This window comes from Marinobacter sp. SS21, from assembly GCF_028369065.1.
In the GTDB taxonomy this organism is placed as follows: domain Bacteria; phylum Pseudomonadota; class Gammaproteobacteria; order Pseudomonadales; family Oleiphilaceae; genus Marinobacter.
Genome location: NZ_JAQNDA010000004.1, coordinates 56,457 through 70,480, shown reverse-complemented (window position 1 = coordinate 70,480; position 14,024 = coordinate 56,457). Strand labels below are relative to the sequence as shown.

Here is a 14,024-nt window from a genome sequence, read left to right as displayed (position 1 = left end):
CTTTCTGGCGGAGTCTGGCAGGCAGCGCGTGCATCCCAAGGCGCAAGTAGCAACCAGAGACGCTATTTAACGAATTCGTTCAGTAGACCAACGCTCAGGTCGGAGGCAATTATGTCCAGAGTTTGTCAGGTTACCGGTAAGCGACCGGTAACCGGTAACAATGTTTCTCACGCGATGAACCACACCAAGCGTCGTTTTCTGCCCAACCTGCAGAACCACCGCTTCTGGGTTGAATCCGAGAACCGCTTCGTAAAGCTGCGCACCTCCACCAAAGGCATGCGCATCATCGATAAAAAAGGCATTGACGCTGTGCTGGCCGATCTTCGCGCCCGCGGCGAGAAAGTTTAAGGAGCCGCATCATGCGCGAGAAGATCAAACTGGTATCATCAGCAGGCACTGGTCATTTCTACACGACCACCAAGAACAAGCGCAACACCCCGGAAAAGGTCGAGATCAAGAAGTACGATCCGGTCGTCCGCAAGCACGTTGCGTACAAGGAAGCCAAGATCAAGTAATTCCGATCTGGCGACACAAAAAACCCGGCCATGCGCCGGGTTTTTTGTGGGCCTTTCCTTCCAGAAACGCCCTAGTACTTTTCCAGATAGCCCTTGGGCAGCGCGATGTCCATGGCGATGGGCAGATGATCCGACAGCGGATAGCTCACCACCTCCGAGCGCCGAACCTCCAGACTGGAGCTCACCAGGATGTGATCCAGCGCCCGCTCGGGCCGCCAGCTGGGGAAACTGTGGGCGGTATCCGGCAACGGCACCAGGTCGGTCTCCCGCAACGGCGTCTGCTCCAGCAACTCCTCGGCATGGTTGTTCATATCCCCCATCAACACCACGTGCTGATAGTCGGCGATCAACTCACGAATGTAACCCAACTGACGCTGCTGTGCCGACTTACTCAGGGACAGGTGCATCATCACCAGCACCAGCGGGTCCTCTTCCGCCCCATAGCGGGCAATGATGGCGCCGCGACCGGGAATCAGCGCCGGCAGCCGGTGCTCGGTCACATCCAGTGGCCGGTAGCGACTGAGCAGACCGTTGCTGTGCTGCGCCAGCGGCCCCAAATTGCGGTTCAACTGCTGATGCCAGTACGGAATTCCGGCGGCCTCGGCCAAGTACTGAACCTGGTTGATGTAGCCGCTACGCAGGCTGCCACCATCGCACTCCTGCAGCGCAACCACGTCGTAACCCCGCAGCAGGGCCGCAATCCGGTCCAGGTTTTCGATACGACGCCGGTGCGGCAACAGGTGCTGCCAACTGCGGGTGACGTAATGATGGTAGGACGACGTGTTAATGCCCACCTGTATATTGAAGGTGAGCAGGCGGATGTGGCGCTGGGGCTCGAAGTCCGGCACATGCACCAGACCCGAGCAGGCCCCACGGGGTATCGCTTCCGCCCCTGGCACGCCTGTGAACTGCTTGCGGATACGCTTGTACATGACTCGCTATTCACCACCCGATACGGGCGGATGACCGGCAACCGGCCCCGCCCAGCTAGGCCTTACTCGGAGACGGCACGCTCCTGCTCAATCAGATAGTCCACCACCTGGATCATCTGCTCATGCCCGCCCGCGGTGGAACCGCTGACTTTGTACTTCCCATTTACCAGCATAGCCGGAACTCCGGTAATGCGCGCGCCGCGCACTTTCGATTGCGCCTGCTGGAATCGGGCATTTACACCAAAGCTATTGAAAGTCTTGGCAAACGCCTCGGGGTCGACGCCGTATTCAGACAGGAAGCCGGCGATGGCATCGGCGCTATTGAGGGCGCGACGCTCACCCGCCAAGACATCGAACAGCGCATCGTTGGTGGCCGGATTCAACTGCCCCATGGCCTCCAGCGCATAAAAAGTGCGAGCATGTACCTCCCAGGTCCGCCCCAGAGCCGCCGGCACCATGGAGAATTCAACATCCTCCGGCAACTCCGCCTCCCAGGCTTCGACCAGCGGCTTGAACTGGTAACAATGGGGACAGCCATACCAGAACACTTCCACCACTTCGATCTTGTCCGAACTGGTGGTGCGAATCGGATTATCCAGCCGCTCATAGTGACGCCCTTCTTCCCACTGGGTCTCGGCCTGGACCGTAAAGGCCGCCGCCATCAGTAGCCACAGCGTCATCTTAAGCATTTTGATCATCGCAAGTCTCCGGTTTGCAAAGTTACTGGGTTTGGCCTGACGGCCCAAGGCTGCTTATGAGCCCGCTCCCGTGAATAAGTTCCCGATAGGCCACCGATTATGGCCCAGTCCCGGCGAAGGGCGCCACACCTACCGGGTTACACTGGGTTAACCCACAAAAAAACCCGCCGAAGCGGGTTTTTTTGTGGGTGGCCAGGCAATCAGTGCAGGCCGGACACGTAGTTGGCCACCGCCTCGATCTCGGCATCGCTCAGACGTGCCGCCACATCGGCCATAATCTGTGCGTTCAGGGTTCCACTGCGGGTCCCGTCGCGGAACGCCTTCAGCTGCTTGGCAACGTAGTCGGCGTTCTGGCCGCCCAAACGAGGGTAACCGGCCGGCTCATTGCCCTTACCCTGGGGGCTGTGGCAGCCAGCGCAGGCCGGAACTCCGGAGGCCAGATTACCACCACGGTAGATGGCGGCACCACGCTCGACCAGATCCGGGTTGGCCTGAGCAATAGAGACACCTTGCTGGTTGAAATAGGCCGCCAGATCCTGCAGATCTTGATCAGACAGGTTATTGAGCAGGCCAGTCATTTCCGGCACCGTGCGGGCGCCTGACTTGATGTTGCTCAACTGGCGGTACAGGTAGTTTTCACCGATACCGGCCAGCTTGGGGTAGGTTGCCATAACAGGCTGGGCGCCACCCTGGCCGTGGCAGCCGGCACATACGGCCGCATTTTGCTGGCCCGCTTCAGGGTTTCCTGCCCCGTGCGCCAGCGCAGTAAGGCCAACGCCGAGAACAACACCTGCGATCAGTTTCTTCATGCTCGCTCCGCTTCTCTCTCATCTCAAAAAAAGATTATTCGTCATGCAGCCGGAGGCAAAGGCCTTCGAGGCGCTATCCGGGGCTGTCTGCAGCTACGCTCGGCGTGCCGCCCAAAATTGGTGTAGCATTATACATTAATCCCTGATAACTGAAATCCAATAGGAAAACCTAATTCCGTGACGGATGAACAGCAGCCCAAACCCGTATCGTTCAACAGTGCCCGCTTCCTGATCAGCGCCTCCCGATTGCCGGAGTGTCCGCCGGATTTCGGCGCCGAGGTGGCCTTTGCCGGCCGCTCCAACGCCGGCAAGTCCAGCGCCATCAACTCCATCACCGGCCATGGCAAGCTTGCGCGCACCAGTAAGACTCCGGGCCGAACCCGGTTGATCAACTTTTTCTCCCTCAACCGCGAGCATTGTCGGTTGGTGGACCTGCCCGGCTATGGCTACGCCAAGGTCTCGCGGGACATGAAAGACGACTGGCAACAACACCTTGGCCATTACCTGAACGACCGCACCTGTTTGCGGGGCCTGGTGCTGGTGATGGATATCCGCCACCCGCTGACCGACTTCGACCAGATGATGGTGGAGTGGTGCGAACACAACAACTTGCCGCTGACCATCCTGGTCACCAAGGCCGACAAGCTGAAGTTTGGCCAGGCCAAGACCACCATGCTGACCATTGGCAAGAAGCTGAAGCCTTTCGCGTGCGTACACCACCTGGTGATGTTCTCCGCCACCTCCAAGCGCGGGGTGGATGAGGCACGCGACATTCTCGCCAGCTGGCTGGAAGTCCCGCTCACGGATGCGACGCCGGCCCAGGGATAACACCCGCCGCCCCAGAGACAAAAAAGCCGGCTCACCATTGGCGGAGCCGGCAATACGTCAGGGTTTGCGACGTGCTAAAACCTGAGAACTCACTCAGGAGACGCCCCGGATGTCCGAATCCATCAGCGTCAGAACTCCGACCCGCGAACCGATCAAAAGTTCCGCAACCATTCCGCCCACGACGCCCCGGCTTCCGCTGGCGCCGGTCGAGGCGTCAGGCCAGCTCGCCCGAACGATTGCCCGGCAGGTCCGGCCGGTACTGCTCCCGCAGCGCCATCACCCGATCATGGAAATCCGGGGTCAGATAGGGGATCTCCAGAGTCAGCACCTGGTAGATGCCCTGCTTCATCCGGGTGATGGACAGACTGCTGTCCATCTCGGTGCCGTGCGCGGTCTTGAGGAATGCCATCCAGTTGGTGATGACCAGCCAGACATTGAGTGACATGGCCCGACGCAACTCATCCGACGGCGCCTGAATCATCCCAGCCGCGGCCAGACCGACAAAAATCCGGTTGATGGCGTCGAGACAACGGTTAGTGAACTCGCGGTAGTCCTGTCGCAAACGCTGGTCGCTGTCGAGCAGAAATTCCAGATCCCGGTGGAAGAACCGGTAACTCCACAAGCCATTAAACACCGACTCCAGATAGAACTTCATGTCCTCTATCGTGAGCTCGCGATCGTCCGGGATCTGCAGGTAGTAATCCACCAGCTTTTCGTACTCGAGGAAAATCTCGTAGATGATGTCGGACTTGTTGCGAAAGTGGTAATACAGGTTGCCGGGCGAGATCGCCAGATGGGCCGCAATGTGATTGGTGGTTACGTTGCGTTCGCCCCGCTCATTGAACAGCTCCAGGCTCGCCAGGATGATTTTGTCTCTGGTTTTCATACGCTCACAGTAATTGTTGTTGTTCGCCCCGCCATTGACCGGCGTGACAAAAGACCCATTCGCCGGCCGTTCGCCGTGCTTGACTGCTAGAGTATATACTCTAATAATGACAACAAGCACAACCTGAACAAATTACATACAACACAGCCAGTTGTGCAATCCGATACAGCACGGCTACCGGGGCGCGCCTATAGCCCCGCCTGTAGGAACGAGGAGAACGCTATGGGTGCGACCGTTATCGAACTGACCGAAAGCAAGAAGCAAATCCAACACACCGGGCTGGTACTAGAGGCTCAGCGGGCGGCGTTTCGCAAGAACCCGATGCCGTCCTTGGCGGAACGGCTGGAGAACCTGAAGCGCCTGAAGCGGGCGCTGCTTTCCAATGAAGCCCAGCTGTTGGAGGCCATCGACAAGGATTTCAGCGGCCGCTCCCAGGATGAAACCCGCATCGCCGAACTGATGCCCTCGGTTCAGGGCATCAACTATGCCATGAAAAACCTGTCGGATTGGATGAAGCCATCGAAACGCCATGTGTCGGTGCTGTTCCAGCCCGCCAGCAACCAGGTGCATTACCAGCCCAAAGGCGTGGTGGGGGTGATCGTACCCTGGAACTATCCGCTGTTCCTGGCCGCCGGCCCACTGGTGGCGGCACTCGCCGCCGGCAACCGGGTGATGATCAAGATGTCCGAGTTTACCCCGCACACCTCGGCGCTGTTCCGCGAAATCATCACCAGCACCTTCCCGGAAGACCTGGTCGCGGTGATCGTGGGCGAGGCGGACGTCGCCGCCGATTTTTCCGGCCGTCCGTTCGACCACCTGTTGTTCACCGGCTCAACCTCGGTGGGCAAGATCGTCATGCGCGCCGCCGCGGAGAATCTCACCCCGGTCACCCTGGAACTCGGCGGCAAGTCGCCCGCGCTGCTGTCGGCGGACGTGCCCATGGCGGACGCGGCCCAGCGCCTGGCCTTCGGCAAAGCATTCAATTCAGGCCAGACCTGCGTGGCGCCGGACTACGTGCTGTGCCCAGCCGACCGGACCCAGGCCTTTGTCGACGAATTCCGCAGCCAATTCTCCAATATGTACCCCACCCTGCGGGACAACGAGGACTACACCGCCATCATCAATGAGCGCCAGTACCAGCGTCTTCAGGGGTATCTGGACGATGCCCGGGCAAAAGGGGCGGAACTGATCGAGATCAATCCGGCACGGGAAAACCTGAAGGACGGCACCCGCAAGTTCCCGCTGACCCTGGTGCTCAAGACCAGCCCGGACATGAAGGTCATGCAGGATGAAATCTTCGGCCCGATCCTGCCGATTGTCAGCTACGGCAGCCTGGACGAAGCCATTCATTACATCAACGACCGTCCGCGGCCGCTGGCGCTGTACTACTTTGGTTACGACAAGGCCATGCAGGGCCACGTGGTGCAAAACACCCATTCCGGCGGCATGTGCATCAACGATGCGCTGATGCACGTCGCCCAGGACGACCTGCCCTTCGGCGGCATCGGCGACTCCGGCATGGGCCACTACCATGGCAAGGAAGGCTTCCTGACCTTCTCCCACCATCGCTCCATCTTCGCCAAGCAGCGCTTCAACAGCGGCAAGTTCGTCTATGCCCCCCACGGCACCGCCATGCACAAGATGGTGTACAAGCTGTTCATCCGCTGAGAGCGTGAGCACTGCGGGCACTCCCATCCTCAGACAAAGGTGGGGTGCCCGGCCAACATTGCCGCCAGATGCTGGTATGCTACCCGCTTCCAGACCAGAAGGAGCCCAGTATGCCCACCGTCATTTACCCCGGAACCTTTGACCCGATCACCAATGGCCACACCGATCTGATCGAGCGGGCCGGCAAGCTGTTTGATCAGGTGGTGGTTGCCGTGGCTTACAGCCCCAAGAAGCAGCCGTTACTGTCTCTGGAAGAACGTGTCGAGCTGGTGCAGCAGTCTACCCGCCACCTGGATAATGTGCGGGTCACCGGGTTCAGCAACCTGCTGGCCGAGTTCGTCCGGGAACAGGGCGCGACCGTCATTCTGCGGGGCCTGCGGGCGGTGTCGGATTTCGAATATGAGTTCCAGCTGGCGGACATGAACCGCCGCCTGGCACCGGAAGTGGAGAGCGTCTTTCTCACCCCTGCCAACCACCTGTCCTACATTTCCTCCACTCTGATAAGGGAAATCGCTTCCCTCGGCGGCGATGTGTCGGAATTCGTCGCCCCGGTGGTGGCCGACGCACTCAACCGCAAGTTCGGCAAAGGCTAAGCCACCAACCGCGTCGCTGTTGAGGTGTTGAGATGCCGGCGGTTGCGCTTTGCGGCAGCCGCGCTGAAGGCAAACCGGGGCCGGGCCCCGGCGTTACAATATCTCGCCCAATTGCTGACAGTTTCCGGTAGAATAGCGGTGTTTCACGAGTACCCCGAGGTGTAGCCTGATGGCCCTGATGATTACCGACGAATGCATCAACTGCGACGTCTGTGAACCGGAATGCCCCAACGAAGCAATTTCGCCGGGGGAAGAAATTTACGTGATCGATCCCAACAAGTGCACTGAGTGCGTAGGCCATTACGACGAGCCCCAGTGCCAGGCGGTCTGCCCGGTAGACTGCATCCCGGTGGACCCCGAGCGGGAGGAAACCCAGGAGCAGCTGATGGAGAAGTACCATCAGCTCACCGGTCAGTAAGCCCTTGGCGCTCCCGTTAAACAGTCCTTAGCGCTTAAACAGTCTTAGCGCTCTGTTTAAAAATACCCTTAGCGCTCCGGACAAAAAGCGTTTAGCTCACCAGCCAATCCGCCCTCAGCGCCCCGCCCAGACGGGGCCAGCAGCCCCGCTCGGAGCAGCGGCGGCAACGACCGCAGCTGTGCGTTGAGATCCAGCGCCGAGCCGGCGCCCCTCGGCCGAATGATGCGGCCATGCTACTTACCGGTCAGGCGTTCTAGCAGCGTAAGCTGCGATGCGAAACGCTCCACTCCTTCTTCCGGCTGATTCTGGACGTACTGGCCATCGGGCTGCAACTCCCAGCTCTGGCAGTTGTCGGCCAGGTAGGCATCCAGCTCGCCGCGCAAACGCTCCGCCAGGTCACGGTCATCCACCGGGAATGCCACCTCAACCCGGTTGATCAGGTTGCGCACCATGCCATCGGCGCTGGAACAATACACCTCCGGTTTGCCGTTGTTGCCAAAGCTGTACACCCGGGTGTGCTCCAGGAACCGGCCAACGATGGAACGGACGTGAATGTTCTCCGACAAGCCCGGCACGCCCGGCCGCAGACAACAAATACCACGGATGATCAGATCCACCCGCACCCCGGCCTGGGACGCCCGGTACAGCGCCAGCATCACCTCCGGCTCGGTCAAGGCATTGATTTTGAACACAATGTGACCCTGCCCGCCATGCCCGGCCTCCCGGTCGATCAACTCGATCAATTTCTTGTGCAGGGTAAACGGGGCATGAAACAGCTTCTTGATCTTGAGGGCCTTGCCCATGCCGGTAAGCTGCTGGAACAGCTTGTTGACGTCGTCGCCAAGGGCGTCGTCGCAGGACAACAGGCTGTAGTCGGTGTACAGGCGGGCATTACCGGCGTGGTAGTTGCCGGTGCCGAGGTGAACATAGCGCTTCAATCGACCCTCTTCCCGACGCACGATAACAATCATCTTGGCGTGGGTCTTGAAGCCCACCACCCCATACACCACGATCACCCCGGCTTCCTGGAGCCGGCTCGCCAGCTCCAGGTTTTCCGCCTCGTCAAAGCGGGCCCGCAACTCAATCACCGCCGTGACTTCCTTGCCGCGGCGAGCGGCGTCCATCAGGGCCTCGACGATTTCGGAATCGGCCCCGGTACGGTACAGGGTCTGGCGAATCGCCAGCACCTGCGGGTCCTTGGCCGCCTGACGGAGGAAATCAATCACCGGGGTAAAGCTCTCGAACGGGTGCAGCAGTAACACCGGTTTCTGCCGGATGACGTCGAAAATGTCCTCGTTGTTACGGATCTTTTTCGGTACCGCCGGGGAAAAGCCGGGATACACCAGGTCTTCCCGATCCACCAGACCACTGACCGCCATCAGCCGGGTCAGGTTGACCGGGCCATGCACCTGGTACAGATCCCGCTCACTCAGGCCGAATTCCCGCAGCAGAAACTGCACCAACTCTTCCGGGCAGTTATCGGCCACCTCCAGCCGCACACCGTCTCCGAAACGGCGACTGAGCAACTCGCCGCGCAGGGCCGATGCCAAATCTTTCAGATCGTCTTCCAACTCCAGGTCGGCATTGCGGGTCAGGCGGAACTGATAGCACCCCTTCACCTCCATGCCCGGGAACAGCTCGTCGGCATGGGCGTGGATCATCGACGACAGGAACACCAGGTGGTCGCCGCCGTCGCAGACATCATCCGGCAGCCGCACCAGTCGCGGCAGCGAACGCGGTGCCGGCACGATGGCCATGCCAGTTTCCCGGCCGAACGCATCCTTGCCGTCCAGCTCGACGATGAAGTTGAGACTCTTGTTGACCAGCCGGGGAAACGGGTGGGAGGGGTCCAGACCAATGGGGTTGACCACCGGCAGGATCTCCTCTTCGAAATACTGCCGCACCCATTCCGCCTGGGCGGGCGTCCACTCACGACGCCGGACGAAGTGGATGTTTTCCTTCTCCATCTCCGGGATCAGTACGTTGTTGAGAATGTCGTACTGTTCGGTGATGTATTGGTGCGCCACCTGACTGATTTCCGTCAACAGCTGGTTGGGCAGCATGCCATCCGGCCCCACACTTTCGCGGCCGTACTTCATCTGCTGGCGCAGCCCCGCCACCCGGATCTCGAAAAACTCATCCATGTTACTGCTGAAAATGCAGCAGAACATCAACCGGTTGAGTAACGGATGGGTGGGATCCAGCGCCTGCTGCAACACCCGGTAGTTGAACTGCAAATGACTCAGCTCCCGGTTGAAGTAATAGTCTCTGGCGGTCGGATCGATCGCCGGCAGCCGTTCATCGGCCGGCAGCTGTTGCCCCACCAACACATCATTGGCGGGTTTCAGGGCTTTTGCAGATTCCGTACTCATGTCGCTAGGATCCTTCGCTTCGATTCTGGTAGAGGGCCAGGCCGGTTGCCGTGCCGGCTCCTCAACCCTGTTGTTTCAATAGCCGTGCCGCCCGCACCGCGAAATAGGTCAGGATGCCGTCGGCACCGGCCCGGCGCATCGCCATCAGGCTTTCCATCATGACCTGATCGCCGTCGAGCCAGCCGTTCCCGGCGGCGGCCATGTGCATGGCATACTCGCCGCTGACCTGGTAGACAAAGGTTGGTACCTGCAACTCCCGTTTCACCCGGTAGACGATGTCCAGGTACGGCATGCCCGGTTTGACCATGACCATGTCGGCGCCTTCGGCCAGGTCCAGCGCCACTTCATGCAAGGCCTCGTCGCTGTTGGCCGGGTCCATCTGGTAGGTCGCCTTGTTGCCCTTGCCCAGATTGGCGGCGGAGCCAACGGCATCGCGGAATGGGCCATAGTAGCTGGAGGCGTACTTGGCCGAATACGCCAGAATACGGGTATTGATGTGGCCATTCTCTTCCAGCGCCTGGCGGATGGCGCCGATGCGGCCGTCCATCATGTCGGACGGCGCCACCACGTCGGCGCCGGCATCGGCATGGCACAGCGCCTGGTTCACCAGGGCCTCCACCGTCACATCATTGAGCACGTAGCCATCGTGATCGATGATGCCGTCCTGGCCATGAGTGGTATACGGGTCGAGGGCAACATCGGTGATCACGCCCAGCTCGGGATAGGCGCTTTTCAACGCCCGCACGGCACGTGGCACCAGTCCCTGGCTGTCCCACGCCCCGGACGCCGAGAGCGACTTTTCCTCCGGCGGAATAACGGGAAACAGCGCCAGCGCCGGAATACCCAAAGCCACCCACTCCGCCGCCTGCTCCACCAGCAAGTCGATACTCAGCCGCTCGACGCCCGGCATGGAGGACACGGCCTCTCGCTGGCCCTCCCCTTCCAGGACAAACACCGGGTAGATCAGGTTATCAACACTGAGCCGGTGCTCCCGAACCAGGCGACGGGAAAAATCATCGGCCCGATTTCGGCGCAGGCGGGCAGCAGGAAATGCGCGCTGGGTGGGATTGGCCACTAAAACCTCCTGTAGGTGTCTAAGGCAATTCGGAAACGGAACAGCTTGCCCCCTAATCATACACGTCCGGACACCGGCGCAGACAGGCCCTTAACAGGGTAACCGCAGACCGGTGACCAAATGATGACACCGCCTCAAGCCTTCACCCCTGCCCCAGCCAGCGCGGGAAGCCAGCACCGATTTACGGTAAGTTACGATCAGCGCCAGACGTCAGGGAGGCGACGGCGTCGTCTGAACGGCGCTTGACACAAAAAATGAATGCTGATTCACTTGTTAGCAGGCAAAGAGGAACCGCATGGCTTATCGCGAGACTGAGAAAATGCGCCAGCGCAAGGCCCTGGCCCGACAGCGCATTCTGGACTGCGCCCAACTCCGGGTGACTGAAGGCGGCTTTCGCAACGCCCAGATCAGCCAGGTCGCGAGCCAGGCCGAGGTGGCCACCGGCACCATCTATCGCCACTTCGAGTCGAAGGAGGAGCTGTTTGCCGAGGTGTTCCGCGCCGCCACCGAGCGCGAGGTCGGCCGGGTGGCCAAGGATCTGGCGGGAGACGGCGATGCCGTCGAGCGGCTTGCGCAGGCCCTTCGGCATTTCGCCAGACGCGCGCTGCGGGCGCCCACCATGGCCTGGGCCCTGATTGCCGAACCGGTGGACCCGCGCGTGGAGGCGGAGCGACTACGGTACCGCCGGGCCTACGCCGAGCTGTTCGAGGCGGCCATACGCGAAGGGGTGAGGGAAGGCTCGCTGCCCGCCCAGGAGGCCCGACACAGCAGCACCTGCCTGGTCGGTGCCATCGCCGAGAGTCTGGTGGGGCCGCTGTCGCCGGCCCAGAGCACGGACGGCAAGACGCCGCCAACCGACTATGAATCGCTGGTCAACACCATTGTCGGCTTCTGCCTGCAGGGGCTGACCGGCACCCGGAGGTAACCATGAAGACCCAGCAGCAAGCCCAGCAGTCTCAGTTCGACGAGTCGCACGACCGCTACCTGGCGGCGACCCACGAGGTCACCAATCAACCTCCAGCACTGGAAAACTACAACCTGTACCTGCAGGATCGGGCGCTGCAGGAGGCCGCAGCCCGGGAAGGTGCCGGCTGGGCCCAGGAGGCGCTGGTGCAATTCGGCGCGCTCGCCGGTCGCCCCGAGACCATCGAACTGGGCTTCAAGGCCAACGAAAACCCGCCGCTGTTCCACACCCACGACCGCTTCGGCCACCGCATTGACGAGGTGGAATTCCACCCCGCCTACCACGCCCTGATGACCATCGCCACGGAACACGGTCTGCACAGCAGCCCCTGGACCGAGCCCGGGCCTGGCGCCCATGTCGCCCGCGCGGCCAAGTACTATATGCACTCCCAGGTGGAGGCGGCCCATGGCTGCCCGATCACCATGACCTTTGCCGCCATCCCGTCGATTCGCCAACAGCCGGGGCTGGCCGCCGACTGGGAAGCCAAGATCCTCCATAACAGTTACGACCCCCGCAACCTGCCGGACCGTCAGAAGCAGTCGGTAACGATCGGCATGGCGATGACCGAGAAACAGGGTGGCAGCGATGTCCGCGCCAACAGCACCCGGGCCTACCCGCTGGGCCAGGGCGGCCCGGGCCAGGCCTACGAGCTGGTCGGGCACAAATGGTTTGTCTCCGCGCCCATGTGCGACGCGTTCCTGGTGCTGGCCCAGGCACCGGGCGGACTGTCTTGCTTCCTGATGCCCCGCTGGCGCCCGGACGGCAGCAAGAATCCCTGGCAGATCCAGCGCCTCAAGCACAAGATGGGCAATGTGGCCAACGCCTCCAGCGAGGCGGAACTGCGCGGTGCGCTGGCGTGGATGATTGGCGAGGAGGGCCGGGGCGTGCCGGCCATCATCGAGATGGTGTCGATGACCCGCTTCGACTGCATGATTGGCAGCGCCGGCGGCATGCGCCAGGCGGCGGCTCAGGCCCTGCACCACTGCCAACACCGCAGCGCCTTCGGCGCACGCCTGAACCAGCAACCGCTGATGCAGAATGTGCTGGCGGACCTGGTCCTGGAAAGCGAAGCGGCACTGGCCATGACCCTGCGGGTCGCCCGGGCGCTGGACCACCAGGACGACGAACATGAGCGCCTACTGACCCGGCTTGCCACACCGGTCGGCAAGTACTGGATCTGTAAGCGCACCCCCAATCATGCCTATGAAGCCATGGAATGCATCGGCGGCAGCGGGGTGATGGAAAACTGCATCATGCCGCGGCTGTACCGGGAAGCGCCGGTGAACGCCATCTGGGAAGGCAGCGGCAATGTCCAGTGCCTGGACACGCTGCGAGCCCTGCAGAAGTCACCCCAGGCGCTGACTGTGTACTTCGACGAACTGGAGCGGGCCAAGGGCGGCGACGCCCGCTTCGACCGCTTCGTCCACGCCCTCAAGGCGGACTTTGGCAAACCGGACGACCTGCAGTACCGGGCCCGCAATCTGGTGGACCGACTGGCACTCTCGCTGCAGGGCGCCCTGCTGCTGCAACATTCCGATGCCGCGGTCGCCGACGCGTTCTGCGCCTCCCGCCTGACCCACCAGGACGGCCGCAACTACGGCAACCTGCCCAGCGGGGTGGATGTGCAAGCCATTATTCAGCGGGCGACGCCTGTAGTAAACTGAGCAGATCCACCCGCTGACCGTGTCCGCCACCCGCGGCGGGCACGTCGGTCATTGCACAAGGGCCCCTTCATGTCCGAAACTGTTCGCCGCCTGCTCAACAAACCCAGCCAACAGCCGGCCATCACGCCGCACATCGGCGTCATGACCCTGCATTTTCAGGTCTACGGGTGTGATGACATCAAGGCCAAGCGCAAGGCCTTCGCACCGCTGCGGGCCATTTGGGGCAAGGAGCCGGATCTGGCGGTATCCGAGACCGCCGACCTGGACGCCCTCGACTGCGCTACCTGGACCATTGCCGCCCTGGGTACGTCATCGCAATTGATTAGCCAGCGGCTCGACCAGATTGAAAAGGCCATTGCCGAGCGCATCGACGCGCCGGTACTGAGCGTCCACAGGGAATTGCTCTGACCCCGGCGAGCAGTCTTGCCAATTCGCCACCGCTACCGCCCCCAATCAGGCCACCACAATCGAGGCCTTAGACTATGGGCTGTGTGGCGCGATCCTGGGCGACCCCGTATACTACGCCACCCAAAGGCGGGTGCGTAACAACCTCACGCGCGCAGGCCAGGCTAAATTCGGCGAAAAATCGCAATTTATCAGTT

Annotated in this window: 15 protein-coding genes; 9 read left to right on the top strand and 6 right to left on the bottom strand. The window is 61.3% G+C overall.

Features of this window, described 5'->3' with window-relative positions:
* Positions 1 to 111: 111 nt before the first annotated feature.
* Both rpmB and rpmG read left to right on the top strand, forming a co-directional pair.
* On the top strand, positions 112 to 348 hold the full coding sequence (gene rpmB, locus N6L25_RS06795) for a 50S ribosomal protein L28 (RefSeq protein ID WP_271979034.1): 237 nt from the start codon (positions 112 to 114) through the stop codon (positions 346 to 348).
* Positions 349 to 359: 11 nt separating this feature from the next.
* Complete coding sequence (gene rpmG, locus N6L25_RS06790; RefSeq protein WP_271979033.1) at positions 360 to 515, top strand: 50S ribosomal protein L33; 156 nt, start codon at positions 360 to 362, stop codon at positions 513 to 515.
* 71 nt (positions 516 to 586) lie between these two features.
* Here the strand turns inward: rpmG and N6L25_RS06785 are convergent, their stop codons facing one another.
* From N6L25_RS06785 to N6L25_RS06775, 3 genes are all read right to left on the bottom strand, one after another.
* Positions 587 to 1,447 (bottom strand): endonuclease/exonuclease/phosphatase family protein, encoded by an 861-nt coding sequence (locus tag N6L25_RS06785; protein ID WP_271979032.1) that lies wholly within the window; start codon positions 1,445 to 1,447, stop codon positions 587 to 589.
* Positions 1,448 to 1,509: 62 nt separating this feature from the next.
* Complete coding sequence (locus N6L25_RS06780; protein WP_271979030.1) at positions 1,510 to 2,145, bottom strand: thiol:disulfide interchange protein DsbA/DsbL; 636 nt, start codon at positions 2,143 to 2,145, stop codon at positions 1,510 to 1,512.
* Between the two features lie 200 nt (positions 2,146 to 2,345).
* The gene (locus N6L25_RS06775) at positions 2,346 to 2,954 is read right to left on the bottom strand and encodes a c-type cytochrome (RefSeq protein WP_271979028.1); all 609 of its coding nucleotides are present in this window, start codon (positions 2,952 to 2,954) and stop codon (positions 2,346 to 2,348) included.
* 177 nt (positions 2,955 to 3,131) lie between these two features.
* Between N6L25_RS06775 and yihA the strand changes: the two genes are divergently transcribed.
* Positions 3,132 to 3,782, top strand: coding sequence for a ribosome biogenesis GTP-binding protein YihA/YsxC (gene yihA, locus N6L25_RS06770; RefSeq protein ID WP_271979027.1), 651 nt, complete (start codon positions 3,132 to 3,134; stop codon positions 3,780 to 3,782).
* Between the two features lie 214 nt (positions 3,783 to 3,996).
* On the opposite strand, the gene N6L25_RS06765 is transcribed toward yihA, so the two are convergent.
* Positions 3,997 to 4,668 (bottom strand): TetR/AcrR family transcriptional regulator, encoded by a 672-nt coding sequence (locus N6L25_RS06765; RefSeq protein ID WP_271979026.1) that lies wholly within the window; start codon positions 4,666 to 4,668, stop codon positions 3,997 to 3,999.
* A gap of 222 nt (positions 4,669 to 4,890) precedes the next feature.
* On the opposite strand from N6L25_RS06765, the gene N6L25_RS06760 reads away from it, so the two are divergent.
* The 3 genes from N6L25_RS06760 (at position 4,891) to N6L25_RS06750 (ending at position 7,347) form a co-directional block, all read left to right on the top strand.
* Entirely contained in the window at positions 4,891 to 6,336 is a 1,446-nt protein-coding gene (locus N6L25_RS06760; protein ID WP_271979025.1) for a coniferyl aldehyde dehydrogenase, read from the top strand.
* A gap of 110 nt (positions 6,337 to 6,446) precedes the next feature.
* Positions 6,447 to 6,929 (top strand): pantetheine-phosphate adenylyltransferase, encoded by a 483-nt coding sequence (gene coaD / locus N6L25_RS06755; RefSeq protein WP_271979024.1) that lies wholly within the window; start codon positions 6,447 to 6,449, stop codon positions 6,927 to 6,929.
* Between the two features lie 169 nt (positions 6,930 to 7,098).
* The gene (locus tag N6L25_RS06750; RefSeq protein ID WP_271979023.1) at positions 7,099 to 7,347 is read left to right on the top strand and encodes a YfhL family 4Fe-4S dicluster ferredoxin; all 249 of its coding nucleotides are present in this window, start codon (positions 7,099 to 7,101) and stop codon (positions 7,345 to 7,347) included.
* 233 nt (positions 7,348 to 7,580) lie between these two features.
* Here the strand turns inward: N6L25_RS06750 and ppk1 are convergent, their stop codons facing one another.
* Together ppk1 and hemB are read right to left on the bottom strand one after the other, a co-directional pair.
* Complete coding sequence (gene ppk1 / locus N6L25_RS06745; RefSeq protein WP_271979022.1) at positions 7,581 to 9,719, bottom strand: polyphosphate kinase 1; 2,139 nt, start codon at positions 9,717 to 9,719, stop codon at positions 7,581 to 7,583.
* A 61-nt stretch (positions 9,720 to 9,780) separates the two neighbouring features.
* On the bottom strand, positions 9,781 to 10,794 hold the full coding sequence (hemB, locus tag N6L25_RS06740) for a porphobilinogen synthase (protein WP_271979021.1): 1,014 nt from the start codon (positions 10,792 to 10,794) through the stop codon (positions 9,781 to 9,783).
* Positions 10,795 to 11,089: 295 nt separating this feature from the next.
* On the opposite strand from hemB, the gene N6L25_RS06735 reads away from it, so the two are divergent.
* From N6L25_RS06735 to N6L25_RS06725, 3 genes are all read left to right on the top strand, one after another.
* The gene (locus N6L25_RS06735; protein WP_271979020.1) at positions 11,090 to 11,719 is read left to right on the top strand and encodes a TetR/AcrR family transcriptional regulator; all 630 of its coding nucleotides are present in this window, start codon (positions 11,090 to 11,092) and stop codon (positions 11,717 to 11,719) included.
* 2 nt (positions 11,720 to 11,721) lie between these two features.
* Positions 11,722 to 13,422 (top strand): isovaleryl-CoA dehydrogenase, encoded by a 1,701-nt coding sequence (locus tag N6L25_RS06730; RefSeq protein ID WP_271979019.1) that lies wholly within the window; start codon positions 11,722 to 11,724, stop codon positions 13,420 to 13,422.
* 69 nt (positions 13,423 to 13,491) lie between these two features.
* Positions 13,492 to 13,830: a DUF503 domain-containing protein gene (locus tag N6L25_RS06725; RefSeq protein WP_271979018.1), complete on the top strand. Its 339-nt coding sequence runs from the start codon at positions 13,492 to 13,494 to the stop codon at positions 13,828 to 13,830.
* Positions 13,831 to 14,024: the final 194 nt, after the last annotated feature.